The following is a 14785-nucleotide window of genomic DNA, read 5'->3' as shown; positions in this document are numbered from 1 at the left end:
AACCGGCTTTCTGAGGAGGATGGCCGAGAACTGTTGCGTCCAAGAACTGCTGCGTCCGAGGACGTTTCGATTCCGCGTACCACTGGAGTCGACGGGTTCGACATCTACAAGTGGAATTGACGTCTGCGTCATATTATCGTGTGACGTGGCTTACATGTCAAGCACTACAGAAAATCGATCTGCGCCTTTTGTCCGACTCAGTCACCGGAGATTCCGGCTGCTCGCAACGCCAGGGCACGGGCGTGGTCGAGGTCGTAGTTCTTGCGAGTGACCAGGCGTTGCGCGAACAGTCCGCCACCGGACTGCAGGTTCGTCACCTGATGCCAGCCGCCGTAGGCGTCGGCGGTCGTATCGCGGATCGCGTGGAACAGTTTGGTGCGGTACTGACCGTCCACGCCGCCACCGGTGCTCATGTACTTCTCCAGGAACGGCCGTAGAGTCTCGTTGTCGAAGTCGGACATCGACGGGGCGGTCACGACGGCGCCACCGGCAATGTCGTGTAGGTGCCGGACCATCTGGTTGAAGTTGGCGGCGCCGTGGTACTTGGTGACGTTGGTGTACATGTCGTCCGGGTAGAAGTAGCCGTCGGGCGTCGACTTCGAGTGCAACAGAGCAGCTTCCAGACCTGCGTGTAACAGCGTCGCGTGGATCATCATCTCGTCGATCTTCTCGCGGACGTGCGAGATCTTCGCGGTGCCGTTCGCCTCGGCGATCAGCTGCGCGAGTCCGACGAGCTCGTCCGCCTGGCGCACCAGGTAGGACACCCCACCGAGGCGCTCCCACAGCCCGAGCGAGTGCGCGAAGACAGCGGCCTGCTCGGTCTGCCCGTCGAGGAACACCCGCTCGCTCGGAACGAAGACGTTGTCGAAGATGACCATGCTGTCCGGGATGGATTCGCGGGAGCTGACCGGGTAGTCACGTGGATCGCCGGCCTGCGGGTGGTAGGTGGTGTTGGTGATGTGCACGCCTTCGGCGTTGACGGGGACGGCGCATGCGATGGCGTAGTCCTCCTCCCCCGGCTTCATCGACTTGGTCGGCATCACCATCAGGTCGTGCCCGAAGGCGGCGGCACTGATGTGCAGCTTGGCTCCGCGGATGACCACGCCGCCGTCACGTCGCTCGACCACGCGCACATAGGAATCCGGGTCGTCCTGCTTGCCGGGCGTCAGGCTGCGGTTGCCTTTGGCGTCGGTGATGCACTCTGTGATACGAATGTCGTCCTTGCGGGCCTTGCTGACGTAGGCCTCGATGCGGGGAATGTACTTCTGCGCGTCGCCCTGCAACCGAGACGCGGCGACCAGCATGGTCATCAACGACTGGTAGGTGACATTGAGCAGCAGGTCGAGTTCGGTGATCACCGGAATGCGGTCGCGGAGTTCGTCGGCGCTGCGCGGCGCGACCGTGATCGGGTTGAATGCGTCGGGATCTGCGTTGTAGTACTTGTCGTACCCGTCGGCGACGGCGTTGAGCGGGACCGCCAAGGCCGGCACCGACTCGAGGTCCTCGATGAGTCGACCCTCGAAGTAGACCTTCCTGCCGTCCTTGAGCGAGTCGCGGTACTGCTGGCCAGTCAACATGTGAATATCTCCCGTTCGTACTGCGTTAATTTCGAACTTGATGTCTATGTCATATTTGAGCATCGGTGACGCTGGTCACTCTGTCAAGAGTGTGTCACCGAAGAATTCAGGCCGGTCGACCGCGCCCTCGTGCGATCACGGACGCACGTCGCTCGGCGGTGTCGACGTCGTCGATCACCGCGGCATTCCAGGCCGCCCCGGTGCGCTGCTCGACTCCGAACGAGTCCGCCACGATCTGCTCGTCGACGCCTCGATACGACTGCAGCAGGGCACGCACGGCCCGCCGGTCGTTGCCCGCGATGGACGACGCGATCGCCTGTGCCCGAGGGAGCAACTCGTCGTGCGGCACCACCTCGCTGACCAGGCCGGCCGTCGCCGCATCGTGCGCGTGCAGGAAGTCACCGGTCAGGCTCATGTAGCGAGCCCTGGCGCGCCCGACGGCCATCGGCAGCAAGACCGTCAGACCCCATCCCGGCAGTACCCCGACTCGGGTGTGCGTGTCCGCGAATCGTGCACGGTCCGAGGCGATCAGCAGATCACAGTTGAGTGCGAACTCCAGTCCGCCCGTCACGGCCGGACCGTTCACCGCCCCCACGAGCGGAGTGCGCATCGGTATCCACGGCCCGAACGCGCCTGGCGGTGGATCGAACTCGGTCGTCGGGCGCTCCCCCAGCTCACGCAGGTCCAGGCCGGCACAGAACGCAGGCCCGGCCCCGGTCAGTACGACGGCACCGACGTCGGAGTCGGCGTCGAGGTCGGCGAGCGCGCGCCGTAGGTCGAGGATCAGCTCGACCGTGATGGCGTTGCGGGCCTGCGGCCGGTTCAGCGTCACCGTGGCGACCCCATCGGCCCGGTGCACCAGGACGACCGGTTCGGTCACGACCCCGTCCATACCGGCGCACGTTTCTCGGCGAACGCCGTCGCACCCTCCCGCGCATCGGAGGACAGGGAGACCGGATCGGCAATGACGTTCTGCCGCGCGAACTGCTCGTCCGACGACCAGTCGGCGCCCCCGACGACGATCGCCTTGGTCGCCTTCAGAGCCAGTGGACCGTTGGCCGCGATGGCGGCAGCGAGTTCACGCGCGGCGGCCAAGGCCTCACCGTCGTCGACGAGGCGGTTGAGCAGTCCGAGCTGATACATCCGCTCCGCCCCGACGTGGTTGCCCAGCAACGCCAGTTCCATGGCCTGGTGGAACGGAATTCGCTGCGGCAAACGCAGCAGGCCGCCGCCTGCCGCCACCAGACTGCGCTTGACCTCCGGCAGACCGAAGGCGGCGCCGCGCGCCGCGACGATCAGATCGCAGGCCAGCACGATCTCGAACCCGCCGGCCAACGCGTAGCCTTCGACTGCGGCGATGACGGGCTTGATGGACGATCGTTCGGCGATGCCGGCGAATCCACGTCCCGGCACCATCGGCAGCTCCCCCTTGACGAACGCCTTGAGATCCATTCCGGCACAGAAATGTCCACCGGCGCCGGTGACGATGCCGACCGACAACGTCGGATCGCTGTCGAGTCGGTCGAGGGCGGCACCGATCGCGATGGCCACCGCCTCGTTCACCGCGTTGCGGGCTTCGGGTCTGTCGATCGTGATGACGAGAACGCCGTCGGAGGCGTCCACCTTCACTACCTCGGTCATATCGCTACCTTCTCGTTCGTGTTCTCGGGCCGAGCCGTGTTCTCCGTTCGAGCCTGTGCGAGTCCTGAGTCGAGGGCTCGCACCGCCAGACGCTCGCGATGCTGGGCGCCGCCCCACAGGACGGCGTCCACCACGGCTCGTTTGTAGTAGAGGTGCGCCGGGTGTTCCCAGGTGATGGCGATGCCGCCGAACACCTGGACCGCGTCGGCGGTGATGGATTGTGCGGCGCCCGTGGCGGACACATGCGCCAACGTCGACGTCAGCACCGCGTCGTCGCGTCCCGAGCCGTCTCTTCCCGAGCTGACGGCCCACGCTGCGTAAGTAGTCGCCGACCGTGCTTCTTCGAGGTCGACGAACATGTCGGCACACCGATGCTTGACGGCCTGGAACGAGCCGATCTTGCGGCCGAACTGCACGCGGGAGCCTGCGTAGTCGACGGCCAGGTCGAGCATCCGCGCTGCCACGCCGACGGATTCGGCCGCGACGAGCACCGCCGCCAGGGACACGACGGCCCCGATCACGCTCGATCCGTCCCCGACCCGGCGGGCACGCGCCCCGTCGAACGAGACCGTCGCCTGCCTGCGGGTCGGGTCCATGGTGGCGCTCGGGGTCACGTCCACCCCAGCAGTGGACGCATCGACCACGAAGATGCCCTGCCCATCCGCATCGGCGAGTACCACGTACGTGTCCGCGTCGACACCGTCGACCACATGATGCGCAGTACCGGACAGCGCCCAGGCGTCACCGTCGCGGTCGGCGCGCACCGATGCGGTGTCGGCGCGCCAGGATCCGTCGGTCGGGCCGATGAGTGCGCAGGTTACTTCGGCGTCGCAGATTCGCCGTACCAGCTCGGTGTCGCCCGCGGCCGACAGCAGTTCTGCCGCGATCACCGAGGACAGCCACGGCAGCGGGACAAGGGCTCGGCCGAATTCCTCGGCGACGATGGCCAATTCGATGGTCGATGCTCCGGAGCCACCCTGATCCTCGGGAACGGCGAGTCCAAGCAGTCCTAGCTCGGCGCCGAGTGCGGACCACGCGCGGGCAGGCACGGACGCAGCATCGTCGATCGCGGCCCTGACCCGTGCCTCGGTCCAGTGACGTTCGCAGTAGTCCCGCACCGCTTCCCGGAGCGCGTCGCGATCGGCATTCGGATCGAACGGGCCGTCGCCTTCTGTTGTACTCATCGAAATGTGCCTCCATCTATGACGATTCGCTGATCGGTGAGATACGACGAGTCCGTCGAAAGCAGGAAGCTGACGACTCCCGCCACGTCCTCGGGGGTGCAGGTGCGGCCGAACGGTGACGATTGGTCCAGCTCGCCGATGTCGTGCACGCCGAGCGTCGCGCGGACGAGCCGTCGCCCCATCTCGGTGTTCACCAGGCCGGGTGCGACGACGTTGACGTGCACGCCGTTGCCGCGCTCTTCGCGGGCCAGCGTCGAGGCGAGGGCTTCCACCGCAGCTTTGCCCATCGAGTAGGGCGCTCCGCCGGCCACAGTGGCCTGGCTCGCGATGCTGGAGACGAAGATGACGTCGGACCGCTCGTGCTGGCGCAGGTACGGCAGCGCCGCCCGCGAGAGTTGATGTGGGCCGATCGCGTGCACGCCCAGCACCTTCGTCAGCTCGGCTGTGTCGGTGTCGCGCAGGGTCCGTCCGCTGCTGGCCGATCCGGCGTTGTTGACCAGGATGTCCAGGCCACCCAGGGCGGAGGCGGCCTCGTCAACGACGCGCTGGAAGCCCGTCGGGTCCGCGAGATCGAGTTCGAGTGCCACGGCGTCGGTGCCCTGCTCTCTCAGTCCAGCGACGACCTCGTCGGCGGCGCCGCGGTCCCGGCGGTAGGTCAGAGCGATCGACACGTTCCGGCTGCCGAGGGTCTGCGCGATCCCGCGGCCGATGCCGCGTCCGCCCCCGGTGACGAGGGCGCGGCGAACGGGGTCAGCCACGAGGCACGTCCCGCCACGGCTTGTCCTTGTCGACGCGGACGTCACCGGGCAGTCCGAGCAGCCGTTCGGCGACGATGTTGCGCAATACTTCTGCGGTACCGCCCTCGATGGTGTTGGCCCGCGAGCGCAGGAACTTCCACTGCATCGAATCCTCACGCTGTGTTATGTCCCCGCCTGACGGGTCGCCGGGCTCGGAGGAGAACAGGGTCGCTTCCATGCCGAGCATCGCGATGCAGAACTCGTAGACCTCTTTGTTCAGCTCCGCGCCTGCCAGTTTGCCGACCGATCCCTCGGGCCCGGCGGGACCGTCGCTGCGTTCGGCGGCGTAGCGCATTCCGGTCAAACGCAGCGCATCGGCGCGGACGAACAGCGACAGCAGCCGGTCGCGCAGCAACGGGGTGTGCAGGTCGGGGCGAGAGTCCCACAGCGCCAACGCGTCTCCGATCGAGCCCAAGCCACGGGCGATCGATCCCCCGCCGATGGCGTTGCGCTCGTTCATCAGTGTCGTCATTGCGACGGTCCAGCCCTGTCCGACGTCACCGAGGCGCCAGGCGTCGTCGATGTGGGCGTCCCGCATGTACACCTCGTTGAACTCGGAGTCACCGGTCAACTGACGCAGCGGCCGGACCTCGACGCCGGGATCGTGCATGTCGAGTACGAAGTACGACAGGCCCTTGTGCTTTGGTGCATCCGGATCCGTGCGCGCGAGCAGCAGCGCCCAGCGGGCGAGATGTGCCTTGCTGGTCCACACCTTCTGTCCGTTGAGCGTCCAGCCGTCCTCGCCCCGCACGGCGCGGGTAGCCAGACCGGCCAGGTCGGAGCCTGCGCCGGGTTCGCTGAAGAGCTGGCACCAGATGTCGTCGCACACATACAGCGGACGCAGCAGCTGGTTCTTGAGGTCTTCGCTGGCGTGCGCCATCAGCGTCGGGCCCGCCATGCCGTAACCCATCGGGTTCAGCTCGAAAGGATTCGGGCCACCGGCGTCGGTGACGATGGCGTCGGCGATGCCCTGCAGCGCGGACGGCAGACCCAAACCGCCATGGCCGGTGGGGAAATGGATCCAGGCCAGACCGGCGTCGAAGCGCGCGCCGAGGAAGTCACGGACTGTCGTGGTGGCCGGCGGATAGTCGGCGACCAGTTGGTGCGCCAAATTGCGTACGTGCACTTCGGCGTCGACCTCGGTCGAGGTTACGGACGTCATAGTTGTCTCCATCCTGTGGCCGAACGGGTCAGTGTGGCCGAACGGGTCAGTGGTCGCCGAATTCGGCGGTGCGTTTGCCGACGAAGGCGTCGACGGCCTCGATGTGGTCTCTGGTGTAGGTGGTCATGATCTGGGTGCGGTTCTCGAGGTCGATTCCGGCCTGCAGGCTCGACACCTCGAGCTGACTCCACATGACCTGCTTGGTCATCCGCACGCCCATCGGCGAATTCGCGACGACCTCGCGGGCCAGGCGTGTGGCGGCGTCGACGACGGGTTCGTCGGTTAGCGACGCGACCAGACCGATGCGTTCCGCTTCCGCGGCATCGATCATGCGTCCGGTGAGCAGCAGCTCGAACGCGCGCGAGGCACCGATCAACCGCGGCAGCAACCAGCTGACGCCGATGTCCGCGCCGGACAATCCGATTCGGATGAACGAGACGCCGAACGACGCCGACCGGGACGCGACGCGAATGTCGGCCGCCAGGGCCAGGGCCAACCCGCCGCCCGCGGCCGGTCCGTTGACGGCGGCGATGACGATCTGCGGCAGTGCCCGGCTCTTGGTCACCAGTGCGGCGATGCGTTCCTGCATCGCGAACCGGGGTTGCGGTGAGGCCGAGTCCGATCCCTGGTCGCCGTCGTAGTCCACGAGGTCGAGTCCGGCACAGAATCCGCGGCCCGCGCCGGTGAGGATGACCACGCGGATGTCGCGTCTGGTCGCCAGGGCATCCCACAGTGCGTGCAGGTCGTCGATGAGCTCCACCGACATGGCGTTGAGTCGGTGCGGACGGTTCATCTCGATCACAACGACGCCGTCGTCCACCGGATGGGCTGTCAGGCAAGTGGTCGAGACGAGATCGGTCATCCGCGCGGCCGTTCGGCGAAGGCGACGTCGGCGTACGGGTCGCGCTCCCGGGGCAGGCCCAGTATCCGTTCGCCGATGATGTTGCGCTGGATCTCCGAGGTGCCGCCCGCGATGGACAGGATCTTCGAGGACAGGAACGCATCGGCCGCCGCTGCCGCATAGTCGTCACCGTCGTCCCAGCCGAGAGTGCCTGCCGGTTCGATCTGTGTGCCGAGCAAGCCCAGTTCGACCTCCAACGTGCAGTGCGCCAACTTGCGCATGGAACCCTCCGACGTCGGCGCGCTGTCGTCCAACTCGGCAAAGGCTTTCACCGTCGTCATCTGCAGGGCACGCTCGGCGACGAAGGCGGTCATGATCGAATCGCGCAGGACCGGGTCGTTCCACGCGCCGGTCGACTGTGCGCGGGCAGCAAGACGATCGACGCGTCCAGGGCCGACGCCGGGTCGGCCGGACAGTCCGCTGCGTTCCTGCGTCAGGGTGGTCATCGCGACGGCCCAGCCGCCGTTGATCTCGCCGAGTCGGGCGTCGTCGGGAATGACGACGCCGTCGAAGAAGACCTCGCTGAACTCGGCGTCCCCGTTGAGTTGCTTCAGCGGCTTCGTCACGACACCAGGTGTCCTCATGTCCAGCAGGAAGTACGTGATGCCGCGGTGTTTCGGTACCGACGGATCGGTGCGGGCCATGAGCAAACCGAAGTCGGAAACGTCGGCGAACGAGTTCCACACCTTCTGGCCGTCGATGCGCCACGAGCCGTCGGGCAGGCGGGTTGCCTTGGTGGACAACGATGCAAGGTCGGAGCCGGCTCCGGGTTCGCTGAACAGCTGGCACCACCGTTCGGCACCGCGTGCGAGCGGCGGCAGGAACCGGCTCTTCTGCTCGTGCGTCCCCCATTCGATGATGGTCGGACCGGCGAGAGCGACACCGACGAAGTCGGACATCGGGCGCCCTGCCATCAGACGTTCGAGTTCGTCGGCGACGACGGCGGCCCCGTCGGCTCCGAGGCCGAGTCCGCCGTACTCCGTCGGCCACGTCGGTGTGGCCAGGCCGGATGCACCCAGTTCGTCGTACCAGGCCGTCGTCAGCTCGGGGTTCGCGGTCACCGCGGTCAGGGCGGTGAGATCTCCGGATTCGGCTACTTGACGCCAGGACTCGTCGAGATGCGTGTCGAGCCACTCTCGCGTGACCCGGGCGACGGTCTCGAGATCGTCCGATGCGGTGATCATGCGACGTCCTTTCCGTGGGCGATGTGTGCTTCGAGTTTTCGGCGGTAGTCGCGGGCTCCGGGGAGGATCGCGGCGTCGGCTTGGGCGCGGCGCAGGAACAGGTGGCTGTCGTGTTCCCAGGTGATGGCGATGCCGCCGTGTACCTGGATGCAGTCGAGCGCGTTCTGCAGATACGTGTCGATGCAGGTGGCGCGTGCGACACCGGCCCCGAGGTCGCTGGCGGACGAGTTCGACGGCTGGTACGCGGCCCACTGGACGGCCGAGCGGGCGATCTCGGTCCGCACGGCCATGTCCGCGAGACGGTGTTTGACGCCCTGGAATCGGCCGATCTTCTGACCGAACTGCACGCGATCCTTCGCGTAGGCGACGGCCATGTCGAGGCAGACCTGGCTGCCCCCGACCTGTTCGGCCGCAAGGAAGATCGCGGCGTTCTCCAGGACGGCTTCGACGGCCGTCCATCCGGTCCCTGGTGCGCCGAGTCGGGTGGCGGGTGCGTCGGCGAAGTCGATGCGGGCGGCCGGGCGGGTGCGGTCGATGACTTGTTGCGGTGCGCGGGTCACGCCCGCGGCGAGGGGGTCGACGAGGAACAGGGAGACCTGCTTCTGGTTGTCGCGGGCCGCGACCACGAGCAGGTCCGCGTCGGCGCCGCCGACGACGACGCCTTTGGAGCCCGAGAGTCGAATGCCGTCGGCGTCCGTCGTCGCGGTGGTGTGAATTGCCTGCTCGGTCCAGCCGCCGGTCCGCTCCACGACGGCGAGGGCTGCGGTGAGCTCACCGGCTGCTATGCGCGGAAGATACTGTGCTGCAGCGTCTGTGTCGCCGGATGCGGTGATGGCTTCGGCGGCGAGGACCACGGTCGAGAAGTAGGGGCCGCCGGCGAGCACGCGTCCCATTTCTTCGGCGACGATTGCCAGTTCGGCGCGTTCGAGGCCGGAGCCGCCGAGCGACTCCGGGATGGTCAGACCGAGGATGCCGATCTCGTCCGCGAACGCCTTCCACAGGGTTGGGGTGGACGTCGCCGCGCCCTCGTACGCGCTGCGCGCGGTCGACACGGGAGTGCGGGCACCCAGCATCTTGCGGAAAACGCCGCGGAATTCGGCGTGGCCCTCGGTCGAGGAGGTCTCGGTGGCCATGCCGCTACCTCGGGGCCATGCGGATGGCGCCGTCGAGACGGATGGTCTCGCCGTTGAGCATCGAGTTCTCGACGACGTGTGCGACGAGGGCTGCATACTCCGACGGTCGACCGAGCCGAGAGGGATGCGGAACTTGTTTGCCCAGTGACTCTTTCAGGTCCTCGGCCAGCGCACCGAGCAGCGGGGTCTCGAAGATCCCTGGGGCGAGGGTGACGACGCGAATGAGCGACGGCGCCAGGTCCCTGGCGATCGGCAGGGTCATCCCGACGATGCCGCCCTTGGACGCCGAGTACGCGGCCTGCCCGATCTGCCCGTCGAAGGCGGCGACCGAGGCCGTGTTGACGATGACGCCGCGTTCCCCGTCGACCGGTTCGGCCTGCGCGATGCGTGCGGCGCCGAGCCGGATGACGTTGAAGGTGCCGATCAGGTTGATCGTCACCGTTTTGACGAAGCCGTCGAGCGGAGCCGGGCCTGCGCGTCCGACGGTCTTGCCCGCGATGCCCATGCCCGCACAGTTGACGACGATGCGCAGGTCACCGAATTGTGCGGTGGCTGCGACGGCTTCGGCCACCGACTCCTCGCTGGTGACGTCCGCGGGCACGAACGCGACGCTGTCGCCCAACTCCTTCGCGACGGTCTCGCCGTCGGAGGACGGCAGGTCGAGAATCACCACTTTTGCGCCGCCGTCGACGAGCGTGCGGGTCGTCGCCAGTCCGAGCCCGGACGCCCCGCCACTGACGAGAGCGACGGCATTCTCTGTTCTCATGCGATCTCCTGAATTCGGTTCTTGCGAAAGTTGTTGGGACGTTTGCCTTTGAATGCCGCCAGTGCTTCGGCGGCGTCGTCCGAGGTGTTGTTGACGGTCTGGGCCCGAGCCTCGTCGTCGAGGGCGTGCTCGAGTGTCACGTCGAAGGCGTTGTTGAGTAGGAGCTTCGATTGCGAGATCGCCAGCGCAGGGCCGTTCGCGAGACGAGTGACCAGCTCGTCCACGGTCTTGTCCAGATTCTGTTGCTCGACAACACTTCTGACGAGCCCGATGTCCTGCGCCTGCTGGGCGTCGATGATGTCGCCGAGCAACACCAGTTCCTTGGCGCGATGCGTCCCGATGAGCCGGGGCAGCAACCAGGATCCACCGCAGTCGACCGACAGTGCCCGGTTGACGAAGATCTCCGAGAACCGTGAGCGCGAGGAGGCGAGTACGAAGTCGCACGCCAGCGCGAGGTTCATGCCTGCGCCGACGGCCACTCCGTCGACGCGGGCGATCGTCGGAATCGGTAAGCGATACAACGCGATACACATGTCCGTGATGATCTTCATGTCCACCAGGTGGTGGTCGCCGGTTGCCGGACCGCCGAGATCGGCTCCGGCACAGAAGTCGGTGCCTGCGCCGGTGAGTACCAGGACGCGATCGAGGCCTGGCCGCACCGCGCGAAATGCGTCACGCAGCTCGGCCCATCCCTGCATTGGCATCGCGTTCTTCACCCGGGGGCGGTCGAGGGTGATCGTGACGACGTCGTCCGAGCGGACGAATCGGATGTGTTCGTATCGCGGATTCTCGCCGTCGCGATCAGAGGTCTGGGTCACATTCTCATTCGACCATTTTCCGAATGCGACGTCAACATCATATTTAAAAACGTGCTCTGATCAGGCGAAACAGAGTCTGTTTATGCTCCGCGGATACCGATGCTTCTCGACCACACCATGGTCAAGGTGTCGACGACCTTGGTCTCGTCGTAGTCCTTGCCGAGGAAGAACCACATGTAGCAGGTCTGATCGACCATCGCGCCCAACACTTCGGCCACCATCTGCGGATCGATGGAGGGATCGGCCGTGCCGTCGCTCTGCAGCCGGGAGATGCCGTTGGCAAGACGGTCGACGAACGATTCACGTAGGCCCAAGCGCAGTTTGGCCATTTCGGGCGTGAAGGTGCCGACCTGTTCGAGTAGGCCGAGGATGGCGGCGTTGGGCCGAAATGCGTTGATGAATCGCAACATCGCCGCGCGAGCGCGTTCCTCAGGGGTCAAGCCGTCGACGTGTTCGCCGTGCATGCTGTCCATCATGGACAGGATGACCTCGTTGGCCACCTCGCCGAACACGGCTTCCTTGGAATCGAAGTAGGTGTAGAAGGTGCCCTGCGCAACCTCGGCGGCCTCCACGATGTCGGCCACCCTGGTTTCGAGGAAGCCACGATCTTCGAAGACGCGCCGCGCCGCAGTGACGATCTCACGGCGTCGTTCCTGACCCTTGGCGGTGATGGGCCCGACATCGCGGCGGTCGCGCTGGCTGGCCGAAGGGCCGATTGCGCTCCGCCCTTTGGTCGACCCCCGTCGTGGACTCATCCCCTGCTCCCTTCGTACCCCGCCATCGTCCGCCGTGCATGACGTAAGTGTCAAATACTAGTCCACGGATCGTGGGGGACGCTGCACGACACCGAAGTCAGTCACGGGTACGAAGAACTCGCTTGAGGATCTTGCCGCTGGCGTTGGTGGGGAGCTCGTCGACGAAGCGGAAGTCGCTGGGCACCTTGTACTTGGCCAGACGCTCGGCGCAGTGTATCTCGAGCTCGGCTGTCGTCACCGCAGCTCCGGGCTTCAACGAGATCCACGCGCGCACCGTTTCGCTCCAGTGCTCGTCGTGCACGCCGACGACGGCGGACTGCGATACGGCCGGGTGTTCGGCCAGCACCGTCTCGATCTCGAGCGGGAAGATGTTCTCGCCGCCGCGGACGATCATGTCCTTGTCGCGGCCGGCGAGGTAGAGGTAGCCCGCCTTGTCCATGTAGGCCAGGTCGCCTGCCCGAAACCATCCGCCCTGAAAGCAGCGGTCGGTCTCCTCGGGCATGTCCAGGTAGCCGTCCATGAGCATGTCGCTGCGCGTCGCGATTTCCCCGATGGTTCCCACGGGCACATCCTCTAGCTTGTCGTCGACGATCCGGAGCGCGACGCCGTACGCGGGCTGCCCGATGGAGCCGAGGAGTTCCGGCGAACCGTCGAGTGCACGGCGGTGGTCCTCCGGCGTCAGCACCGCCTGCAGTCCGGCTTCGGTTCCCGCGCCGAACGCGTTGAGGAAGTCGCAGTCGAAGATCGACATCGCCCGCGCGAGCAGGGTGGGCGACATTGCCGAAGCGCCGTAGTACATCAGCCGAAGCCGGTCGTATGCGTGGTCTTCGATGCCGTCGAGCTGCATCAACGTGCTGATCATCGTCGGCACGAGGAACACCGCGGTCAGCTTGTCCTCGACGAGGAAGTCCATGGTCGTCTGTGCGTCGAACTGCGGCACGACGAGGGAGGGGAAGGTGCCCGCGATGCCCATGAGCATCTGACAGATACCGGTGATGTGATAGGTCGGGGCGGCCGAGTAGCGCACGTCGTCGGCGCGGCAGCGGTACTCGAGCAGCTGCTCGGTGACGATCGCCTTGATCATCCGCTGGGACTGCAGGACGGCCTTGGGCAGTCCCGTCGTGCCGGAGGTGAAGGCCAGGCCGATGATGTCGTCGTCCGTGGCCACGACCGGTGGTTCGACCTCCACGCCGGTGGTGAGCAGCGTTTCGTACTCGGAGACGACCTCGTCGGGCCTGGTGTTCATCGACGCGAACAGCCGGATGCTCGGGTGGTGGTCGGCGACGCCTGCGAGCAACTCGTCGTAGCGAACGTCGTAGAAGAAGGCGACGGGGGCAGCTCGTCCGACCAGGACGTCGATCTCGGACCGGCGCAACCGGTAGTTGAGCGGCACGTAGACCGCGCCGAGCTTGAGTGCGGCAAGGACGATCTCGACGTAGCGATGCGAGTCGCGGGAGAACACGGCGAGGCGATCGCCTGCGCCGATACCCTGGGCTGCCAGTGCCGAGACCAGCCGGTTGACGCGGGCATTGGTCTGATCGAACGTGTGGTGCGACCCGTCCGGGAAGAGAAAGCTGGGATGGTCGGGTTTGTTGTGTGCACTGCGGGTGATCGATTCACCGAGGCTGATTTGCAGACTCGCGCTTCGCACGGCATTCATGGGCAACCCGTTCTCGTGGTTACGACGCTCACTTCATGAGCTTGACATCATCGTCAACTTTAGGCAGTCTCGCCGTTGAGTGTCAACGCTGCGCACGGCGCGCATCTGCTCATACTTCAGATCGGGTGATCATGACCCAGACCTCGCATACGACAACCGATTCGCCGCTCGACCTGACGGCCGTCGCCGAGTTTCTCCGGGCTGCGCTGCCGCACGAGGACGTCGGTGACCTCACGGCCGCGCAGATCAACGGCGGCAAGTCGAACCTGACCTACCGCGTCACGGACGGCGATCATCGCTGGATTCTGCGCCGACCACCGCTCGGGACCGTCCTGCACAGTTCGCACGACGTCGGACGCGAGTTCCGCGTCATGCAGGCACTGCACGGTTCGGCGGTACCGGTACCTGCCGTAGTTGCCCACTGCCCGGACGCCAGCGTCATCGGAGCGCCCTTCTACGTCATGGATCAGGTCGACGGCGTCGTACTGGGTACCAGGGAACTTGTCTCTGCGTTGTCCGACGCGCAGCGACACAAGCTTGGAAACACGTTGGTGGACACGCTCGTCGCGCTGCACGAGATCGACCCGGCCGACGTCGGCCTCGACACCCTGGGCAATCCGACCGGGTATCTCGCCCGCCAGCTCAATCGCTGGGTGCGGCAGTTCGAGGCCATCGAGGTACGCCCACTCCCCCAGGTCGACACGCTGGCGGACAAGCTGGCGCGGGCGATGCCGGAACACCAGGGCGCAGCAATTGTGCACGGCGACTACCGAATCGACAACGTCATCACTGCACCCCACGACCCCGGTAGCATTGCCGCGGTCCTGGACTGGGAGATGGCCACGCTCGGCGACCCTCTGTCCGATCTCGGCATCCTCGTCAGTTTCTGGGACGAGCCGGGGCAGCCGCACAATCCGATCACCAACGGCCTGACCGCGTTCGACGGGTTCCCCACGGCCGACGAGGTCGTCGCGCGGTACGCCGAGCAGCGCAACATCGACAGCGCCGTGGTGGATTGGTACCGCGTCTTCGGTTTGTGGAAGGTCGCGGTCATCCTCGAACAGATCTACGCCCGGCACCACAACGGTTTCACCGTCGGCGCCGGATTCGACGACGTCGAGGCCATGCCGGCCATCCTGCTCGAGCGCGCATCCGAGATCGCTGCTTCCTCTTCCCTTGCCGCGCTGCGGCACTGATCCCCCTACAC

General features: G+C 66.2%; 14 protein-coding genes. 1 reads left to right on the top strand and 13 read right to left on the bottom strand.

What is annotated here, in order from left to right:
• Nucleotides 1-197 precede the first annotated feature (197 nt).
• The 13 genes from BH95_RS11415 to BH95_RS11355 form a co-directional block, all read right to left on the bottom strand.
• Nucleotides 198-1577: a 4-hydroxyphenylacetate 3-hydroxylase N-terminal domain-containing protein gene (locus tag BH95_RS11415; protein WP_080738003.1), complete on the bottom strand. Its 1380-nt coding sequence runs from the start codon at nt 1575-1577 to the stop codon at nt 198-200.
• A 106-nt stretch (nt 1578-1683) separates the two neighbouring features.
• Nucleotides 1684-2457 (bottom strand): enoyl-CoA hydratase, encoded by a 774-nt coding sequence (locus BH95_RS11410; RefSeq protein WP_080738012.1) that lies wholly within the window; start codon nt 2455-2457, stop codon nt 1684-1686.
• The gene (locus BH95_RS11405) at nt 2454-3218 is read right to left on the bottom strand and encodes a crotonase/enoyl-CoA hydratase family protein (RefSeq protein WP_037182221.1); all 765 of its coding nucleotides are present in this window, start codon (nt 3216-3218) and stop codon (nt 2454-2456) included. Before BH95_RS11405 ends, BH95_RS11410 begins: the two co-directional genes overlap by 4 nt.
• Nucleotides 3215-4402: an acyl-CoA dehydrogenase family protein gene (locus BH95_RS11400; RefSeq protein ID WP_052060033.1), complete on the bottom strand. Its 1188-nt coding sequence runs from the start codon at nt 4400-4402 to the stop codon at nt 3215-3217. The genes BH95_RS11405 and BH95_RS11400 overlap by 4 nt, the downstream gene beginning before the upstream one ends.
• Nucleotides 4399-5160 (bottom strand): SDR family NAD(P)-dependent oxidoreductase, encoded by a 762-nt coding sequence (locus BH95_RS11395; RefSeq protein ID WP_037182218.1) that lies wholly within the window; start codon nt 5158-5160, stop codon nt 4399-4401. The genes BH95_RS11400 and BH95_RS11395 overlap by 4 nt, the downstream gene beginning before the upstream one ends.
• Nucleotides 5153-6361: an acyl-CoA dehydrogenase family protein gene (locus tag BH95_RS11390; RefSeq protein ID WP_037182217.1), complete on the bottom strand. Its 1209-nt coding sequence runs from the start codon at nt 6359-6361 to the stop codon at nt 5153-5155. Before BH95_RS11390 ends, BH95_RS11395 begins: the two co-directional genes overlap by 8 nt.
• A 46-nt stretch (nt 6362-6407) precedes the next feature.
• Nucleotides 6408-7223 carry an enoyl-CoA hydratase/isomerase family protein gene (locus BH95_RS11385; protein WP_037182214.1) on the bottom strand — a complete coding sequence of 272 codons (816 nt, stop codon included), beginning with the start codon at nt 7221-7223 and terminating at the stop codon, nt 6408-6410.
• Nucleotides 7220-8446, bottom strand: coding sequence for an acyl-CoA dehydrogenase family protein (locus tag BH95_RS11380; protein WP_052060032.1), 1227 nt, complete (start codon nt 8444-8446; stop codon nt 7220-7222). Before BH95_RS11380 ends, BH95_RS11385 begins: the two co-directional genes overlap by 4 nt.
• Nucleotides 8443-9579 carry an acyl-CoA dehydrogenase family protein gene (locus BH95_RS11375; RefSeq protein WP_052060031.1) on the bottom strand — a complete coding sequence of 379 codons (1137 nt, stop codon included), beginning with the start codon at nt 9577-9579 and terminating at the stop codon, nt 8443-8445. The genes BH95_RS11380 and BH95_RS11375 overlap by 4 nt, the downstream gene beginning before the upstream one ends.
• Nucleotides 9580-9583: 4 nt before the next feature.
• Nucleotides 9584-10345, bottom strand: coding sequence for a 3-hydroxyacyl-CoA dehydrogenase (locus tag BH95_RS11370; RefSeq protein WP_037182213.1), 762 nt, complete (start codon nt 10343-10345; stop codon nt 9584-9586).
• The gene (locus BH95_RS11365; protein ID WP_080738001.1) at nt 10342-11163 is read right to left on the bottom strand and encodes an enoyl-CoA hydratase/isomerase family protein; all 822 of its coding nucleotides are present in this window, start codon (nt 11161-11163) and stop codon (nt 10342-10344) included. The genes BH95_RS11370 and BH95_RS11365 overlap by 4 nt, the downstream gene beginning before the upstream one ends.
• Nucleotides 11164-11243: 80 nt before the next feature.
• Complete coding sequence (locus BH95_RS11360; protein ID WP_080738000.1) at nt 11244-11918, bottom strand: TetR/AcrR family transcriptional regulator; 675 nt, start codon at nt 11916-11918, stop codon at nt 11244-11246.
• A gap of 97 nt (nt 11919-12015) precedes the next feature.
• Nucleotides 12016-13578 carry a class I adenylate-forming enzyme family protein gene (locus BH95_RS11355; RefSeq protein ID WP_037182212.1) on the bottom strand — a complete coding sequence of 521 codons (1563 nt, stop codon included), beginning with the start codon at nt 13576-13578 and terminating at the stop codon, nt 12016-12018.
• Nucleotides 13579-13709: 131 nt separating this feature from the next.
• On the opposite strand from BH95_RS11355, the gene BH95_RS11350 reads away from it, so the two are divergent.
• Nucleotides 13710-14774: a phosphotransferase family protein gene (locus tag BH95_RS11350; protein ID WP_037182209.1), complete on the top strand. Its 1065-nt coding sequence runs from the start codon at nt 13710-13712 to the stop codon at nt 14772-14774.
• The last annotated feature ends 11 nt before the right edge of the window (nt 14775-14785 follow it).

The organism is Rhodococcoides fascians A44A (assembly GCF_000760735.1).
In the GTDB taxonomy this organism is placed as follows: Bacteria; Actinomycetota; Actinomycetes; order Mycobacteriales; family Mycobacteriaceae; genus Rhodococcoides; species Rhodococcoides fascians_E.
The sequence above is the reverse complement of the archived record's forward strand: the minus strand, read 5'-3'. Positions and strand labels throughout refer to the sequence as shown.

Excerpts from the sequence above, each read along its gene's own strand:
- BH95_RS11370 (WP_037182213.1), bottom strand. The coding sequence starts at position 10,345 with ATGAGAACAGAGAATGCCGTCGCTCTCGTCAGTGGCGGGGCGTCCGGG.
- BH95_RS11380 (WP_052060032.1), bottom strand. The coding sequence starts at position 8,446 with ATGATCACCGCATCGGACGATCTCGAGACCGTCGCCCGGGTCACGCGA.
- BH95_RS11355 (WP_037182212.1), bottom strand. The coding sequence starts at position 13,578 with ATGAATGCCGTGCGAAGCGCGAGTCTGCAAATCAGCCTCGGTGAATCG.
- BH95_RS11350 (WP_037182209.1), top strand. The coding sequence starts at position 13,710 with ATGACCCAGACCTCGCATACGACAACCGATTCGCCGCTCGACCTGACG.
- BH95_RS11415 (WP_080738003.1), bottom strand. The coding sequence starts at position 1,577 with ATGTTGACTGGCCAGCAGTACCGCGACTCGCTCAAGGACGGCAGGAAG.
- BH95_RS11360 (WP_080738000.1), bottom strand. The coding sequence starts at position 11,918 with ATGAGTCCACGACGGGGGTCGACCAAAGGGCGGAGCGCAATCGGCCCT.
- BH95_RS11405 (WP_037182221.1), bottom strand. The coding sequence starts at position 3,218 with ATGACCGAGGTAGTGAAGGTGGACGCCTCCGACGGCGTTCTCGTCATC.
- BH95_RS11400 (WP_052060033.1), bottom strand. The coding sequence starts at position 4,402 with ATGAGTACAACAGAAGGCGACGGCCCGTTCGATCCGAATGCCGATCGC.
- BH95_RS11375 (WP_052060031.1), bottom strand. The coding sequence starts at position 9,579 with ATGGCCACCGAGACCTCCTCGACCGAGGGCCACGCCGAATTCCGCGGC.
- BH95_RS11390 (WP_037182217.1), bottom strand. The coding sequence starts at position 6,361 with ATGACGTCCGTAACCTCGACCGAGGTCGACGCCGAAGTGCACGTACGC.
- BH95_RS11385 (WP_037182214.1), bottom strand. The coding sequence starts at position 7,223 with ATGACCGATCTCGTCTCGACCACTTGCCTGACAGCCCATCCGGTGGAC.